At 55.5% G+C, this 16423-nt stretch carries 14 protein-coding genes; 6 read left to right on the top strand and 8 right to left on the bottom strand.

Features of this window, described 5'->3' with window-relative positions; genetic code table 11:
* Entirely contained in the window at positions 1–888 is an 888-nt protein-coding gene (locus QPL94_RS11015) for an aldo/keto reductase (protein ID WP_285357332.1), read from the top strand.
* 167 nt (positions 889–1055) lie between these two features.
* Complete coding sequence (locus QPL94_RS11010; protein WP_285357331.1) at positions 1056–2306, top strand: substrate-binding protein; 1251 nt, start codon at positions 1056–1058, stop codon at positions 2304–2306.
* A gap of 48 nt (positions 2307–2354) precedes the next feature.
* Here QPL94_RS11010 and QPL94_RS11005 read toward each other — a convergent pair whose 3' ends face one another.
* The 6 genes from QPL94_RS11005 to QPL94_RS10980 all read right to left on the bottom strand — a co-directional run bounded on the left by QPL94_RS11005 (position 2355) and on the right by QPL94_RS10980 (position 8495).
* Positions 2355–4103 (bottom strand): ABC transporter substrate-binding protein, encoded by a 1749-nt coding sequence (locus tag QPL94_RS11005; protein WP_285357329.1) that lies wholly within the window; start codon positions 4101–4103, stop codon positions 2355–2357.
* Positions 4104–4330: 227 nt separating this feature from the next.
* The gene (locus QPL94_RS11000; RefSeq protein ID WP_285357327.1) at positions 4331–4606 is read right to left on the bottom strand and encodes a DUF2160 domain-containing protein; all 276 of its coding nucleotides are present in this window, start codon (positions 4604–4606) and stop codon (positions 4331–4333) included.
* Between the two features lie 11 nt (positions 4607–4617).
* On the bottom strand, positions 4618–5424 hold the full coding sequence (locus QPL94_RS10995) for a carbohydrate ABC transporter permease (RefSeq protein ID WP_285357326.1): 807 nt from the start codon (positions 5422–5424) through the stop codon (positions 4618–4620).
* A gap of 10 nt (positions 5425–5434) precedes the next feature.
* Positions 5435–6301: a carbohydrate ABC transporter permease gene (locus QPL94_RS10990; protein WP_285357324.1), complete on the bottom strand. Its 867-nt coding sequence runs from the start codon at positions 6299–6301 to the stop codon at positions 5435–5437.
* Entirely contained in the window at positions 6298–7401 is a 1104-nt protein-coding gene (locus QPL94_RS10985) for an ABC transporter ATP-binding protein (protein WP_285357323.1), read from the bottom strand. Before QPL94_RS10985 ends, QPL94_RS10990 begins: the two co-directional genes overlap by 4 nt.
* Positions 7401–8495, bottom strand: coding sequence for an ABC transporter ATP-binding protein (locus QPL94_RS10980; protein WP_285357321.1), 1095 nt, complete (start codon positions 8493–8495; stop codon positions 7401–7403). Before QPL94_RS10980 ends, QPL94_RS10985 begins: the two co-directional genes overlap by 1 nt.
* Positions 8496–8839: 344 nt before the next feature.
* On the opposite strand from QPL94_RS10980, the gene QPL94_RS10975 reads away from it, so the two are divergent.
* A complete protein-coding gene (locus QPL94_RS10975) occupies positions 8840–10741 on the top strand; it encodes a sigma-54-dependent Fis family transcriptional regulator (RefSeq protein ID WP_285357320.1) in 1902 nt (633 codons plus the stop codon).
* Positions 10742–10768: 27 nt separating this feature from the next.
* Here the strand turns inward: QPL94_RS10975 and glpK are convergent, their stop codons facing one another.
* A complete protein-coding gene (glpK, locus tag QPL94_RS10970; RefSeq protein ID WP_285357318.1) occupies positions 10769–12241 on the bottom strand; it encodes a glycerol kinase GlpK in 1473 nt (490 codons plus the stop codon).
* Positions 12242–12458: 217 nt separating this feature from the next.
* On the opposite strand from glpK, the gene QPL94_RS10965 reads away from it, so the two are divergent.
* Both QPL94_RS10965 and glpD read left to right on the top strand, forming a co-directional pair.
* Positions 12459–13217 (top strand): DeoR/GlpR family transcriptional regulator, encoded by a 759-nt coding sequence (locus QPL94_RS10965; RefSeq protein ID WP_285357316.1) that lies wholly within the window; start codon positions 12459–12461, stop codon positions 13215–13217.
* A gap of 198 nt (positions 13218–13415) precedes the next feature.
* On the top strand, positions 13416–14945 hold the full coding sequence (gene glpD / locus QPL94_RS10960; RefSeq protein ID WP_285357315.1) for a glycerol-3-phosphate dehydrogenase: 1530 nt from the start codon (positions 13416–13418) through the stop codon (positions 14943–14945).
* 1 nt (position 14946) lies between these two features.
* Here glpD and QPL94_RS10955 read toward each other — a convergent pair whose 3' ends face one another.
* A complete protein-coding gene (locus QPL94_RS10955) occupies positions 14947–15567 on the bottom strand; it encodes a uracil-DNA glycosylase family protein (protein ID WP_285357314.1) in 621 nt (206 codons plus the stop codon).
* 121 nt (positions 15568–15688) lie between these two features.
* On the opposite strand from QPL94_RS10955, the gene QPL94_RS10950 reads away from it, so the two are divergent.
* Complete coding sequence (locus QPL94_RS10950; protein WP_285357313.1) at positions 15689–16423, top strand: nitroreductase family protein; 735 nt, start codon at positions 15689–15691, stop codon at positions 16421–16423.

The raw sequence follows: 16423 nt of genomic DNA, 5'->3' as shown, positions 1-16423 counted from the left end.
GTGCAAAGCACCCGAACAGCTGGATTCACACCGGAAACACCCCTGATTCTGGGGATGATGCGCCTTCATGACCATCCGGAACTCACCAGACCGGCCAGGCTGGCCGACTGGATCGCCGCCCGGCTGGATGACGGGCTGAACGTGTTCGATCATGCCGACATCTATGGCGGTGGCGAGTGCGAACGGCTGTTCGGAGATGCGCTGCGAGCCCATCCGCTGTTGGCAAAAAATGTACGGGTGATAACCAAGGCAGGCATTGTACCGGCCAGCGAAGACCGGTCGCCGTGGCAGGTGAAGCATTACCGGGCCGAAGCCGGTTACCTGGCGAATGCAATCGACCGGGCCCTTGAGGCTCTGGCTGTAGAGCAGATTGATACCTTCCTGATCCACCGGCCAGATCCGCTGATGCAGGCGGACGATGTTGCACGGGCGCTGGAGAATGCCGTGTCGGCGGGTAAGGTACGCCAGATAGGTGTATCCAATTTCCTGCCGGAACAGTGGCGGTGGCTGGCCAGGAATACCAGGTTGCCACTAGTCTGCAACCAGAGCCAGTTGTCACTCGGCCATACTGACCCGTTGTTCGACGGTACGGTGGAGGCTCACCTTGCTGACGGATTGCGCTGGCTGGCATGGTCTCCCTTGGGGGGCGGCAACCTGGCCGAGCGGATGCCTGCTGATGTTCTCGACCGGGCACGGGAGGAAACCGGGCTGGATGAAACGGCGCTGGCTATTGCCTGGCTTCACCAGATTCCGGGAACGCCGGTGCCCGTCCTGGGCTCCATGGATCCTGACCGGATCCACTCCGCCCTTCGCGGCGCCCAGAGTGTGCTGCCCCGCCCGACCTGGTATCGGATGCTGGAATCTGTGCGCAGCAAGGCAGTTGCCTGACAAAAACAGAATTCGTGACTGCCATCAAAACCTGACAAATCGTTACACAATTTCCACTTTAGTATCATTGTTGCCTTGGCGGACTCCCGCGACACTGCTCCTTCTTTATAAAAACAATATCAGGGGCCTGAGTTTCGGGCCCGGCGCGACCACGGGGGCCTTCGCCAATGCACTTGAAGAAGCTGTTTGTTTTCCTCTTACTCACCCTGCTTGTAACCACACCAGTGGCAGCCGAAACCCTGAAAATAGGGCTGAACTACCCACAGACGGGACGCTACAAGGACCAGGGCCTGCAACAGCGCCTGGGTGCTTTTCTGGCGGTTGATGAAATCAACAAGGCCGGCGGCATCATGGGTCGCGACGTGGAGCTGGTCATACGAAATACCTCCGGTGAGCCGGACAAAGGCGCCAAAAACACCGCCGAGTTGATCGACCGGCAGGGGGTGCAAATGCTGTTTGGCGGCGTCTCCAGCGCCGTTGCCATATCCTCCGGAAGAGCGGCGAGAGACAGAGACAGAATCTACTTCGGAACGCTGACTTACTCCAATGCCACCACCGGTGCCGCCGGCCACAGCCACATGTTCCGGGAACCCTATAATGCCTGGATGACGGCCAAGGCCCTGAGCAAGTACCTCACTACCCAGCATGCCGATGACGAATACTTCTACATCACCGCAGACTACACCTGGGGCTGGTCGGTGGAAGAGTCCGTCAGGAAATTCACCAATACCGATGACACCAGTGCGCATCAGGGTGTCAAAACGCCCTTTCCCCGCGCTCTGATCACTGACTTCCGCGAGGCTCTGGAGCAGGCGGAGCAAAGCGATGCCAAAGTGCTGATGATGGTGCTGTTCGGTGACGATATGGTGCGTGCGCTGAACGTGGCGTATGAAATGGGGCTAACTAAGAAAATGCAGGTCGTGGTTCCCAATCTGACACTGGGCATGGCTCGCCAGGTGGGCCCGACTATCATGGAAGGAGTCATTGGCGGTGCACCCTGGGTATGGAGCGTGCCTTACCAGTATGACTACCCACGAGGCAAAGAATTTGTAGAGGCATTCTCCAGCCGCTACGAAATGCGCCCGTCCACGGCGGCGGCTTCCGCCTACAGCATTGTCTATCAGTACAAGGACGCCGTGGAGCGTGCTGGCACCACTGACACCGGCCAGGTTATCCGCGCATTGGAGGGCCACAGGTACACATTCCTGAAAGACGAACAATACTGGCGGGAGTTTGACCACCAGAACGTACAAACCGTCTACGTCGTTCGGGTGAAGCCCCGCAATGAAATCATGGACGATGACTATTCCAGCGACTATTTCGAGATCATCGATTCGATGCCGGGGGACGAGGCTGCCCAGACCCGGGAGGAATGGGAGGCCCGCCGCAAGGAAGCCGGCCAGCCACTCACCCTCTAATCTCCAGTCCCGGGAGGGCAGCGGCAGGGCGTTACAGGTAAGAATCGATCAACTCTCGCGAGCTTCCTCCCAGGTTTTCAGCAGTTCTTCATAGCGGACGGTTTTGCCTTGCGGCTTTTCGTTGTCCAGCTTCGGCTTCGGTGCACCCGGCTGATCCAGCCAGTACTGCGGATCACGCGGCTCGTTCAGCTTGGGGCCGCAATTCGGCATGACATTGGCGCGCTCCAGACGCTCCATGACCCGATCCTGGGCTTCTGCCAGTCCGTCCAGAGCTTTCTGGGGAGTAGCCTCGCCGCTTGCAGCCTGGGCAATGTACTGCCACCAGAGCTGAGCCAGCTTCGGGTAATCAGGTACGTTGGTGCCAGTGGGTGACCACTGTACGCGCGCCGGGCTGCGGTAGAACTCAACCAGGCCACCAAGCTTCGGAGCCATCTCGGTCATCACGTCCGACTCGATGTCAGATTCGCGGATGGGGGTAAGACCAGCAATGGTTTTCTCCAGGGATACTGTCTTGGAAACCGTAAACTGGGCATACAGCCAGGCGGCAAGGCGACGCTCTTTGGGAGTGGACTTCATGAAGGTCCAGGAACCCACGTCCTGATAACCCAGTTTCATGCCTTCCTCCCAGTACGGCCCGCGTGGGGACGGTGCCATACGCCACTTCGGAGTCCCGTCTTCATTGACCACTGGCAGACCATCTTCAATCATGCTCGCGGTGAATGCGGTGTACCAGAAGATCTGCTGGGCCACGTTGCCCTGTGCAGGCACTGGACCAGCTTCCGAGAAGGTCATGCCTTGCGCTTCAGGCGGCGCATACTTTTCCAGCCAGTCAACGTATTTGGTCGTTGCATAAACAGCAGCCGGACCGTTGGTAGCACCTCCACGACTTACGCTGGAACCTACAGGGTGACACTCATCAACCCGAATGCCCCACTCGTCCACGGGCAGACCATTTGGCAGCCCCTTGTCACCGGCACCCGCCATGGAGAACCAGGCATCCGTGAAGCGCCAACCCAGTGAAGGGTCCTTCTTGCCGTAGTCCATGTGGCCATAGACACGCTCGCCGTCAATTTCCTTCACATGTACCGAGAAGAATTCTGCGATGTCCTCATAGGCAGACCAGTTGACCGGCACACCCAGCTCATAGCCGTAGATATCCTTGAACTGTTTTTGCAGGTCTTCACGCTCAAACCAGTCGGCGCGGAACCAGTAAAGGTTGGCAAATTGCTGATCCGGCAGTTGGTAGAGCTTGCCGTCTGGCGCTGTGGTGAAATCCAGGCCGATAAAATCATCAAGGTCCAGAGTCGGCAGGGTCAGATCCTTGCCTTCACCGTTCATGATGTCTTCAACAGGCATGACCTTACCGTAGCGGAAGTGGGTACCGATCAGGTCCGAGTCGTTGACCCAGCCGTCGTAGATGTTGCGGCCGGACTGCATTTGCGTCTGCAGCTTCTCGATCACATCCCCTTCCTGGATCAGGGTATGGGTGAGTTCGATGCCGGTAATCTCACTGAACGCTTCAGCCAGAACCTTGGATTCGTATTCGTGGGTAGCGATGGTTTCGGAGACAACGTTGATCTCCATACCACGATAGGGCTCAGCAGCTTTGATAAACCACTCCAGCTCTTTCATTTGCTCTTCTTTGCTCAAAGTCGAGTTCTTGAACGCTTCGTCAATCCACTTCCTGGCGGCATCCGAATACTCATCGGCGCTGGCCTGAAAGCTGAGCCCCATGCTCGCGGCGCCGACAGCGGCACTCAGTAGCAGGGTTTTCGGATATTTATTGTTGTTGAACATATCCAACCTCGTTTGTCTTGTTTTGGTTTAGTCAGAATGCGACTGCTGAATGCATTCCGATTTTCCTGTATAGCGTTTTCATCGCTATTCCTGGATTGGAACCCAACCAATATGTTCGATTCCGATCATTAGATAGAAAATAGTTCGTTATGGAAATTTTTACAACCGTTCTAAGCCGAATTTCTTAAGTTTTTGTTGCCCTCCATGGCAAACGAAAATCCAACCCCTTACCCCCAGCGAAGCAGTACGCCCAGCCAGACAACCGAAACGGCAAGCGCGACCCAGAGCGTAATATCCGACACCGCGAGGAATGCCAGATGAATATACGCAGCGGAAAGCAGTCCAATGAACAGCCGGTCACCACGGGTAGTGGCTATCGGAAGAAAACCTTTTCGTTCTGTGCAGGGTGAAACAATTTCGTAAACGGTCATTACCATCAATATTCCAGCAATCACTGCAAAGAAAATGGCAACTGACGGTGTCCAGTTCATCCACGCAATCATGATAGATCTCCTTATACCCGACCCAGTGCGAAGCCTTTGGCAATGTGGTTACGAACAAACCAGACCACCAGCACGCCAGGAATAATGGTCAGCACACCGGCTGCAGCCAGAACGCCCCAATCGATACCACTGGCCCCGATCGTTCGCGTCATGATGGCGCCTATGGGCTGTGCATCCACAGACGTCAGCGTCCTTGCCAGCAGCAACTCCACCCACGAGAACATGAAGGCGAAGAAGGCCGCGACACCAATCCCGGACCGGATCATCGGCAGGAAAATTTTCACGAAGAACTTGGGAAAGCTGTAGCCATCAATATAGGCCATTTCGTCGTATTCGCGTGGTACACCGGACATGAAGCCTTCCAGAATCCAGACCGCCAGCGGCACGTTGAACAGGCAATGGGCAAGCGCCACGGCAATGTGCGTATCGAACAAGCCTATGGATGAATAGAGCTGGAAGAATGGCAGAAGGAAGACCGCCGGAGGTGCCATACGATTACTCAGCAACCAGAAGAACAGATGCTTGTCACCCACGAACTTGTAGCGACTGAAGGCATACGCAGCCGGGAGCGCCACCAGCAACGTGATGGTCATGTTCATGGATACATAGATCATCGAGTTGATGTAACCCGAATACCAGCTGGAATCCGTGAAGATCACCGCATAGTTCTGCAGCGTGAAATCCTGGGGCCAGAAGGTAAGTCCTCCGAGAATTTCACGGTTGGTCTTGAACGACATGTTCAGGAGCCAATAGATCGGTGTCAGCAGGAGCAGGATAAACACTGCCATTCCGATGCCCTTGGAACGTGAATAATTCATCACTCTCTCCTTATTTTTCTTTGTCGAGGTGAGTTATGGCGGTAAAGAACAACCAGGAGACCAGCAACACGATCAGGAAGTAGATCAACGAGAATGCCGCTGCGCGGCCGATATCAAACTGGCCGATCGCCATGGTGGTCAGAGTCTGGCTCAGGAAGGTGGTAGAGCTGCCTGGCCCACCACCGGTCAATACGAAGGGCTCGGTGTAGATCATGAAGCTGTCCATGAACCGCAAGAGTACGGCAATCACCAGTACACTCTTCAGCTTTGGCAACTGGATATAGCGAAACACCGCCCACCTGGAGGCACGGTCAATCTCCGCTGCCTGGTAGAAGGCTTCCGGAATCGCACGAAGCCCCGAGTAACACAGCAGTGCAACCAGTGGCGTCCAGTGCCACACATCCATCAACAATACGGTCAGCCAGGCATCCACCGTGTCGCCGGTATAGTTGTAGTCAATGCCCAGCGCGTTCAGGCCCCAGCCAAACAGGCCGATATCACCCCGGCCAAAGATCTGCCAGATGGTGCCAACCACGTTCCAGGGGATCAGCAAGGGTATGGCCAGAAGAATCAGGCACAGGGAAGCCTTGATGCCGGACTTGGGCATCATCAGTGCGACACTGATACCCAGGGGTATCTGAATCGCAAGCACAGCGCCAGAGAATGCGAACTGCCTGAGCAGAGAATCCTGCAGGCGCTCGTCCTTCAGAATAATCTCGAACCACTCGGTGCCTACATAGTAAGCATTTCCGGGCCCGAAAATGTCCTGCACTGAATAGTTTACAACCGTCATCAAGGGTATCAGCGCAGAAAAAGCAACCAGGATGAAGACTGGCAGTACGAGCCACCAGGCGCGATTGTTGGGAACCTTGTTCATTGGTCCTTCTCCTCTACCAGAAACTCGTCCACATAGAGCTTCAGCCACTTCTCGGGGAAACTGAGCTGGACATGGTTGCCAATCCCGAAATGCTGATCCTCGGTCAGGCGAACTTTCAGTGTTTCGAAATCGAGTTTTACGGTCATGATCTTGTAGGTTCCCAGATCTTCGAGATCCACGACCTCTGCTTCGAACGTGTCATCAGACGGAACATCCGAGGCCTGGATAAATTCCGGCCGGATGCCGATCTTGATATTGTTGGACTGGACCCGTTGCAGAATCTCGACCTGATGGGGACTCAGTGGCAGCACCGTACTGCCAAAGCACACACCGCGAGGGCACCGCTGCACCTCGATCAGGTTCATCCCGGGGCTGCCGATGAAGTAACCCACAAACGTATGGTTCGGCTGCTCGAAGAGCTCGGTTGGTGTGCCAAACTGGACAATCTGGCCGCCGTACATCACCGCGATCTTGTCAGCGAACGTCGATGCTTCCAGCTGATCGTGGGTGACATACACCATGGTGATGTCGAATTGCTCATGGATCTGCTTGAGCTTACGTCGCAGTTTCCATTTGAGCTGGGGATCGATCACCGTCAGCGGCTCGTCGAACAGAATGGCAGAGACATCACCCCGAACCAGGCCACGTCCCATGGAGACTTTCTGCTTCTGGTCTGCCGAGAGATTCTTGGCTTTTTTGTGCAGCTCGTTCTCGATTTCCAGAATCTCGGCAATTTCATGAACTTTGGCCTTGATCTGGGAAGAAGGCACCCCGGTATTCTTGAGCGGAAATGCCAGATTCTGGAAAACCGTCATCGAGTCATAGATAACCGGGAACTGGAATACCTGGGCAATGTTCCGATCCCGGGGAGACAGTTCGTTAACCCGCTTGCCGTCGAACAGTACATCGCCCTCAGAGGGCTGCAGCAGCCCGGAAATGATGTTCAGCATCGTACTCTTGCCGCAACCGGAAGGGCCGAGCAACGCGTAGGCACCGCCCTTCTCCCAGACATGGTCAAGGTGGCGAATGGCATAGTCATCGGGCCCGGTCGGGGTTTCGCTGTAACTGTGAGCGAGAGATTTCAAATGAATTTCAGCCATCAGATCGACCCTCCTGTTAACTGTGCCGGGGTGTGCACCAGGTTTTCGTCTTTGTCGAAGACAAACAGCTTGTTGATGGGCAGGTAGATCTTGATGGGTGCCTCAGTGTGATACTGATGAACACCCATCAGCTGCATCACCATCTCGAAATGCCGGTTGCGGACGTGCATGAAGGTTTCGGAGCCACTTATTTCACTCAACTCCACTTCCATCGACATCTCCAGGTCATCTTCACTGGTAGGTACCAGGCCGATGTGGCTCGGCCGCACGCCAAACCAGTAATCACCCGGTTCAAGTCTTGCGAGCTCCTGGGTCAATGCATGATGGGAATATTCATCAAAAGTCACCTCCGTGTCGGTAACACGCCCCTTGATCAGGTTCATGGGCGGTTCACTGAACAGCTGCGCCGCCAGGGTGTTCACCGGATTGCGGTAAACCTCCATCACTGGCCCGGTCTGGACAATTCGCCCCTCGTTCAGAAGCGTTGTAACACCACCAAGCGCCAGTGCTTCGTTGGCTTCAGTGGTGGCATACACGGCAATGCACTGGCGTTCGCGGAACAGGTCACGAAGCTCCGCCCGCAGTTCTTCCCTCAGCTTGTAGTCCAGGTTTACCAGGGGCTCGTCAAACAGAATGAGCGTGGCATCCTTGACCAGTGCCCGCGCCATGGCTGTCCGCTGCTGCTGCCCGCCCGAGAGCTCCAGCGGATACCGTTTCAGCAACGGATCGATCTGCAGCATATTGGCGGTTTCCTTCACCCGGCGATCAACCTCGCTCTCCTTCATCTTGGCCAGACGCAGAGGCGAAGCAATGTTTTCGTAAACCGTGAGGTTGGGATAGTTGATAAACTGCTGATAGATCATTGAGACATTACGTTGCTGAACGCTCTGCCCGGTCACATCATTGCCGTTGTAGATAAGACGGCCCTCATCGGGTTTGTCGAGCCCCGCCATAATCCTCATAAGGGATGTTTTCCCGGCAAGGGTGCGCCCGAGCAAAACGTTGAACGAGCCAGCCTCAAACGTGATATTCGCGTCCCGGATGTAATCCACACCATCCACGACACGGGAGAGGTTCTCCAGTGTTAAGGACATAGGCTTTCCTTTGTTGTTGTTGTCGCAACATTATTCATCGGCACCGGTTCTGGCACTGACGAAAATTCGGTTTCGAATACTGAAAGGCAATGAGCATACCAATATAGGTAAAAACCACGGACTGAAATCTATCCATTTGTTTTATATGGCTTATAAATTCTGAAAGATTTCTTTAGGGAAAATACAAATGTTCGTTACCAAACTTTTTGTTCAATTTGAACATTGACCTGAACAGCCGTTGAGCACATTATTGAACAGAGCCATGAACAGAAAGAGCGCATCAGAAGCTCTTCTGGCGACCTGATAAAAACAAAACGAAACTGCAGATTCACGGAGTGATTTGGGTGAAGCGACAGCACCAACAGCCAGAATACCGGTCGGTCATTGCTGATTCATGGAATCGCTGTATCGATTATGGCCTTCAGCATGATCACCAGCCGGAACCGGCGAATCTCGATGAAACAGCCATTTCGAAGCTGGAACGGGAATACGCACCTTTGCTGAGTACCACTGAAACCGAGGTACTGCCCTATTACAACAACATCATGTCGAACAGTCGGTGCCTTATCCTGCTTGCGGATTCAGGAGCACGGGTATTGAAAGGATGGGGTGACCAGCGCATTACCGAGAGCCACCTGCGCCCCTACTTCTGCGCGGGCGCAAGCTGGCATGAACGCTACGCAGGAACCAACGCCATTGGTACGTCAATTGCCAGCGGTTCACCGATCCAGGTCCAGAGAAACGAACATTTTCTCAAGCTGAACCGCAGCATTATCGGTTCCGCCGCCCCGATTTTTGATACTGACCGGACCCTGTTGGGGGTTCTCAGCGCCTTCAGTGACGCTTACCTGCCCCAGGCTCACACTTTGGGCATGGTACGGCTGCTGTCCCAGTCCGTTGAGAACCGACTGATTATCAGGCAACTGGGAGGCGACCACTTCATTCTTACCCTCAACGCCACGGCCGATAACATCGACAGCCCCTGGTCAGGCCTGATCGCCTTTGATCAAACGGGGCGTATTGCCGCATCGAACCAGCGGGCTGATCAACTTTTGGGGGTGCCTTTGCCTGGCAGGAATCTGAGTTCGCTGTTCATGGAAAGCAGGAACCTGATCCTTAATCACGCCGAAACGTCTGCTATTCAGCTGACCACCGTTCAGCGGGTAAGACTGTCAGGGCTGCTGAAGCGGCCCGTAGAGGTTAAAACGGCTGCTTCGAAACCGTCACCGCGACCCACCGAACGAACCAGACCCGCTGACCCGAACCCAATCACGGTGTCGCTTGATGACGTCGAGCACGGTGAACCTGTCGTCCGTCGATGCGCGGATCGGGCGGGCAAAGTACTTGAGCGCGGCGTCCCGATCCTTATATGTGGGGAAACCGGTGTGGGCAAGGAGGTGCTGGTAAAGGCCCTGCATTGCGACAGTGGGAGGCGGGACCAACCGCTGGTATCGGTAAATTGCGCGGCTATACCGCCGGAGCTGGTTGAGTCAGAGCTGTTCGGTTACGAGGCAGGTGCTTTCACCGGCGCCCGTGCGCAAGGCTCACTCGGGCTGATAAGAAAGGCGGACAAGGGCATCCTGTTTCTTGACGAGATTGGCGAAATGCCGTTCGCTGCCCAGTCCAGACTGCTACGGGTATTGCAGGAACGGGAAGTGACTCCGGTCGGGTCCACAGAACGCATTCCGGTAGACTTACTACTGGTATCAGCCACTAACCGCCCTCTGTCCGATCGCATCGACAATGGTGAATTTCGCGCTGACCTCTACTACCGCATCAATGGCCTCTGCATTGAACTCCCACCACTGCGGGAGCGAATGGACAAACGCCAACTGATCCATCGGATCTATCAGGAACATCGAGACGACAGCCAGCCGGAATGGCTCAATGCGGAAGTGATGGCCGCCCTGGAAAACCATCCCTGGCCCGGAAACATCCGCCAGTTGGTAAATATCATCCGTGTGGCAATCGCCATCGCTGACGGCGATGACGTTGAAATCTGGCACCTGCCGGAAGACTTTGTTGCCGAATACGAAGGTCAGAAAAAGTCCGCGCAAAAGCCGGTATTTGATCCGTCGTCTTTCAGCGAGGCCCCCCAGGCCAATGACAACTCCCGGACCGACACCATGAAACAGACACTGGTGGTCTATCAGCAGTGCATGGGAAATGTGTCACGCACTGCGAGGGAACTGGCCGTCAGTCGCAACACCCTCTACAAACGACTCAGGGACCTGGGGGTTCGTTAGAGCCCATTCGGAGTTTATGGATGATAGTCAGAGTTTGGTCACTGCCTTGATCCAGCCCTCATAAAGACTGTCACGCTGGCTCTTGGTCATCACTGCCTCGAAACTCCGATCGCATCGCCACATGCTGCTCAGATCTTCAAGGGACTTGTAAACACCGGCCTGCAAACCTGCCAGATAGGCGGCACCAAGCGCGGTGGTCTCTACCAGCGCGGGCCGGTCAACCCGTGCTCCGAGGATGTCCGCCAGGAACTGCAGAACCCAGTTATTGGCAACCATACCGCCGTCCACTCTCAGCGTAATGGGCCTCAGGCCATCTTTCTCCATCGCCTTCTGCAGATCCTTGGTCTGGTAACACACCGATTGCAGCCCGGCGGTGACGATTTCCTTGATGCCGGTATCCCTGGTCAATCCGAAAATGGCGCCGCGGGCATTGGGGTCCCAGTAGGGCGCCCCCAGCCCGGTGAACGCCGGAACCAGGTATACGCCGTGATCCACAGGCGTACCCTCTGCCAGCGGTTCAGTCTCGCAGGCATTCCTGATCAGTTGCAGGCCATCCCGCAGCCATTGAATGGCAGCACCGGCAATAAAAATACTCCCCTCCAGTGCATAGACCGGTTTGCCATTGAGACGATAGGCGACTGTGGTCAGTAACCGGTGCTCTGAGGTCAGGGCCTTGTCGCCAGTGTTAAGCATCAAAAAGCAGCCGGTTCCATAGGTGCTCTTTGCCATCCCGGTTTCAAAGCAGGTCTGGCCGAACAGTGCCGCCTGCTGGTCACCGGCCATACCCATGACCGAGGATCCGTGCAGTCGTCCGTGACCTACGATCTGGCCAAAGTCGGCGGCTGAATCCATAACCTCGGGCAGCAGGGATTCCGGAACACCGAAAAGGTCCAGCAGCTCCTGATCCCATTCCTGTTTGTGAATGTTGAACAACATAGTGCGGCTGGCGTTAGTGGCATCGGTACGGTGAACCTTACCGTCGGTCAGGCGCCACAGCAGGAAGCTGTCGATGGTGCCAAACGCAAGCTCTCCCTTTTCGGCCCGCTGCCTGGCACCAGGCACATTATCGAGAACCCAGCGAATTTTCGTGGCCGAAAAATAGGGGTCGATCAATAGCCCGGTTTTATTGTTCACCGACGGCTCCAGGCTCTGCTTTTTAAGGGATTCGCACCAGTCAGCGGTTCTGCGATCCTGCCAGACGATGGCCGGATAAACCGCTTCGCCGGTCGCCCGGTCCCAGAGTACAGTGGTCTCTCTCTGGTTTGTTATTCCTACCGCGACCACCTCGTCGCTGTTGCCACACCCCTTGCCCATAACCTCATCACAGACTTCCCTGACTGTCCGCCATATATCTTCGGGATCGTGCTCTACCCAGCCACTGGCTGGAAAATGTTGGGGAAATTCCTGCTGGCTGGTGGCGTGAATATTGCCGTCCAGGGTGAAAAGAATGGCACGGGAACTGGTGGTTCCCTGGTCGATTGACAGAATGTACTGAGTCATAGTTGTTTGGCCTTGGGTGTTCTTATTTTTTCGCATTTTTACCTTTTTGAAAACAAAAGCCAACCCTTTTAGCAAACGAAAAATAAGCCACTGACTACGACTCCGCACACAACCCCCTAAAAATGCTGCACAAAGACCTAAAACACTCTAAACTGAACACGGATATAGAATCGCCATTTCGTTCGTTACAGAAAAACCGGATGCCGGAGGAGGTTGAATGGCACAGCGACGCAGACAGGATCTGATCATGGAGCTGATCCAGCAAAACGGCTTTGTGACGACAGAACAACTGGTAGACCAGTTCAAAGTCACACCGCAGACCATTCGCCGGGATCTGAACGAGCTCGCCAGCCAGAAGAAACTCCGTCGCCATCACGGCGGTGCCGGCATCGACTCCAGCACGGTGAACACCGCCTACCAGGCCCGCAAGATCATGGATCTGGAAGCGAAAGAGCGGATTGCCGAAGCCCTGGTGGAAATGATTCCGGACAACTCCTCCATGTTCATCAACATCGGTACCACCACGGAAACCATTGCCAAGGCATTGCTTGAAAAAAACAACCTTCAGGTGGTGACCAACAACCTGCACGTAGCCTCCATTCTTTCCGCGAAGGAAGACTTCCATATCATCATTGCCGGCGGCGAAGTCCGGAATCGCGATGGCGGCATTGTGGGTGAAGCCACCCGGGACTTTATCAATCAGTTCAAGATGGACTTCGGCATCATAGGCATCAGCGGCATTCACACCGATGGCTCACTGCTGGACTTCGACTACCGCGAGGTTCGTGTCGCCCAGGCCATCATTGAAAATTCCGGCCAGGTGCTGCTGGCCGCCGACCACTCCAAGTTTGGCCGCAATGCCATGGTGCGCCTGGGCAGCATCGCCCAGGCCGACCACGTATTTACTGACGAGCCACCACCCGTTGAAATCCGCCAACTGCTGCGCGAGAACAACGTAGAGCTGCACCTGGTCTGACCCCCCCTGATGACTTCTTTCGCTTCCTGAAGACCAGCCAGGTGGCCTTCTGCTCATCGCCTCACATTTTTTCGTTTTTTTTCTGTATTTTCCTTTACGAATATATTTTGCTTTCGCATAATATAGAAATACGTTTGTGCAAAAACCGGAAAGAGCGCCCGGAAGCGTCCTTTCATTGGCGTCAGGAGATGACACAAGATGACCGAGGAGAACAATGAATTTGACGTTGTCGTTGTTGGCGGCGGCGTTAACGGAACGGGGATCGCAATGGATGCTGCGGGCCGGGGTCTCAAGGTGTTGCTTTGCGAAATGAACGACCTCGCTTCGGCGACATCCTCCAACAGCAGCAAGCTGATCCATGGCGGACTGCGTTACCTGGAACACTACGAGTTCCGGCTGGTAAGGGAAGCTCTGGCAGAACGGGAGTCGTTGTTGCGGAACTCTCCCCATATTATGTGGCCAATGCGTTTCCGGCTGCCTCACCGCCCTCACCTGCGCCCGGCCTGGATGATCAGAATGGGGCTGTTCCTTTACGATCACCTTGCCAAACGGGAAGTTCTGCCCGGGTCCCGGTCCATCAAATTCGATGAAAAGGACCCGCTCAAGTCGGACATCACCAGAGGGTTTGAATATTCCGACGGCTGGGTAGACGATGCCCGCCTGGTAGTACTGACCGCCAGGAAAGCCCAGGAATGCGGTGCGACCATCCTGACCAGAACCAAGTGCATCAACGCCCGACGTGGTGAGAACTCGTGGGATGTCTCACTGCAGGACATGAACGACGACAGCATCCACCATGTATCGGCAAAGGTCATTGTCAACGCCTCCGGCCCCTGGGTAAGCCGCCTGTTCAGCGAAAGCCTCGCCATGAAAGCGCCTAAAAACATTCGCATGGTCAAAGGCAGCCACATTGTTGTCCCCCGCCTCAACCGGGAAACAGAGGCCTACATCCTTCAGAATGAGGATGAGCGCATTGTGTTCGTTATCCCTTACGAGGACGAGTTCTCCCTTGTCGGCACAACCGATGTGGATTACGAGGGCGACCCGAAGAAAGCAAAAATTTCGCCGGAAGAAACCGAGTACCTGCTGGACATCGTCAACTCCCACTTCAAGCGCCAGCTGACGGAAAGTGACGTGGTCTGGTCCTACTCCGGCGTTCGTCCGCTGATGGATGACGAAGAAGGTGATGCCAAGAAGGCCTCCCGGGACTACTCCTTTGAAGTCAGCAAGGAAAAAGGCAAAGCCCCGGTTATTTCCGTGTTCGGCGGAAAAATCACCACCTACCGCAAGCTTGCGGAAGCAGCTACAGACAAGCTGTGCCAATTCTTCCCGCACGCTCAGGGCGCCTGGACCAAGAAGGGCATTCTGCCCGGTGGTGACTTTGAGAATCACGACACCCTCGAAGCTCGCCTATCAGCGGATTATCCCTGGCTACCCGAGGCCGTGTGCAGTCGCTATGTGCGCACCTTTGGAACCAATGCCTACGACATTCTGGCCAACGCCAAATCCGTTCAGGATCTGGGTTACCGGTTTGCCGGCACCCTCTATGAAAGGGAAGTGGAATACCTGATCAAACATGAATGGGCAATGACGTCGGAAGATATTCTCTGGCGTCGCACCAAGCAGGGGCTGTACGCCACTGAAGACGATGTGCGCGAGCTGGATAGGTACCTGTCGGCTCAGGCAACTCCGCAACCACAGACTGTTGCTCTCCACCACAGTGCCTGAATCACTCCGGGCGGTATCCTTGCTTACGCCCGAGAATATCCCCGACCCGTTGCCGCAATTCCGGAATCACTTCCTCTTCAAACCAGGGATTGCGACGTAACCACAAGTTGTTCCGTGGGCTCGGGTGTGGCAGCGGCAGCACCTCCGGCCACACGTCCCGCCAACGCTTCACCCGTTCGGTGACCGACGTTTTCCCGCCGGGCAGGTGCCAGGCATGGGCGTATTGGCCGATAGCCAGGGTCAGCTCTATGTGCTCCAGGCGCTCAAGCAACAGGTCACGCCAGGCAGGCGCACATTCCGGTCGTGGCGGCAGGTCACCGGACTTGCCGGTACCCGGGTAACAGAACCCCATGGGCAGGATGGCCAGTTGCTGTTCATCATAAAATACCTCCCGACTGATGCCCATCCAGTCCCGCAGCCGGTCACCGCTGGGATCATTGAATGGCAGGCCGGTCTCATGTACGCGGCGGCCGGGCGCCTGTCCCACCACCAGAATCCGGGCAGAGCGGGAAATCTGGATAACCGGCCGGGGGCCCAGCGGGAGCTGCGACTCGCAGATCCTGCACTGACGAACCTGTGCAACAAGCTCCTCGAAAGGCAGCCGTGTATCAATACTGGTCATTTGTGCCAACCACTCCTGAACAAAAGGCCATTGCATAAACAGCCGGCTACCGTAACCTTAAAGCCTGTTTCCATTACCCACAAATGCGCCATGCCCACACTGGCGAAAGGAACTGCCTGACATGAATGCCAAATCAGACATCGAGCCGAATCCTGCCCTAGACGAATTCCGCAAAGTGGTACGTAGCCGCCGCTCGGTGCGCCGGTTTACCGACGAGCCGGTGCCGGAACACGTACTGGACGACTGCCTCGACCTGGCCATGCTGGCACCCAACTCCAGCAACCTGCAGCCCTGGGAATTTTTCGTGGTGAGAACGCCGGACCTGAAAGCGAAACTTGCCGAAGCCTGCCTGGGTCAGAACGCGGCAAAAACCGCACCGGTACTGATCGTTGTGGTTGCCAGGACGGATACCTGGCGCCAGCATTCACGCATGGCACTGGAACAGTGGCCGGAAGAAAACCTGCCGACTATTGTGAAGAAGTATTATTCGAAAATCGCCCCGATCCATTACAACCAGGGACCTTTCGGACTGTTCGGAGTCGCCAAGAAGACCGCAGGATTGTTTGTGGGCCTGACACGCCCGGTTCCGAGGGGGCCCTATTCCCCTAATGAAATGAAAGTCTGGGCCACCAAATCCACCGCTCTGGCCGCAGAGAACCTGATGCTGGCACTCAGGGCACACGGCTACGACTCCTGCCCCATGGAAGGCTTCGATGAGTGCCGGGTACGGCGGCTGCTGAAACTGCCAAAAAAAGGCCTGGTAACCATGGTACTGGCAGCCGGAAAACGTTCTGAAAAAGGGGTTTATAACCGCCAGTATCGCTTTGACAAGGATGAACTGGTCCATTACCTGTAA

The organism is Marinobacter sp. SS13-12, from assembly GCF_030227115.1.
Taxonomy (GTDB): Bacteria; Pseudomonadota; Gammaproteobacteria; order Pseudomonadales; family Oleiphilaceae; genus Marinobacter.
The sequence above is the reverse complement of the archived record's forward strand: the minus strand, read 5'-3'. Positions and strand labels throughout refer to the sequence as shown.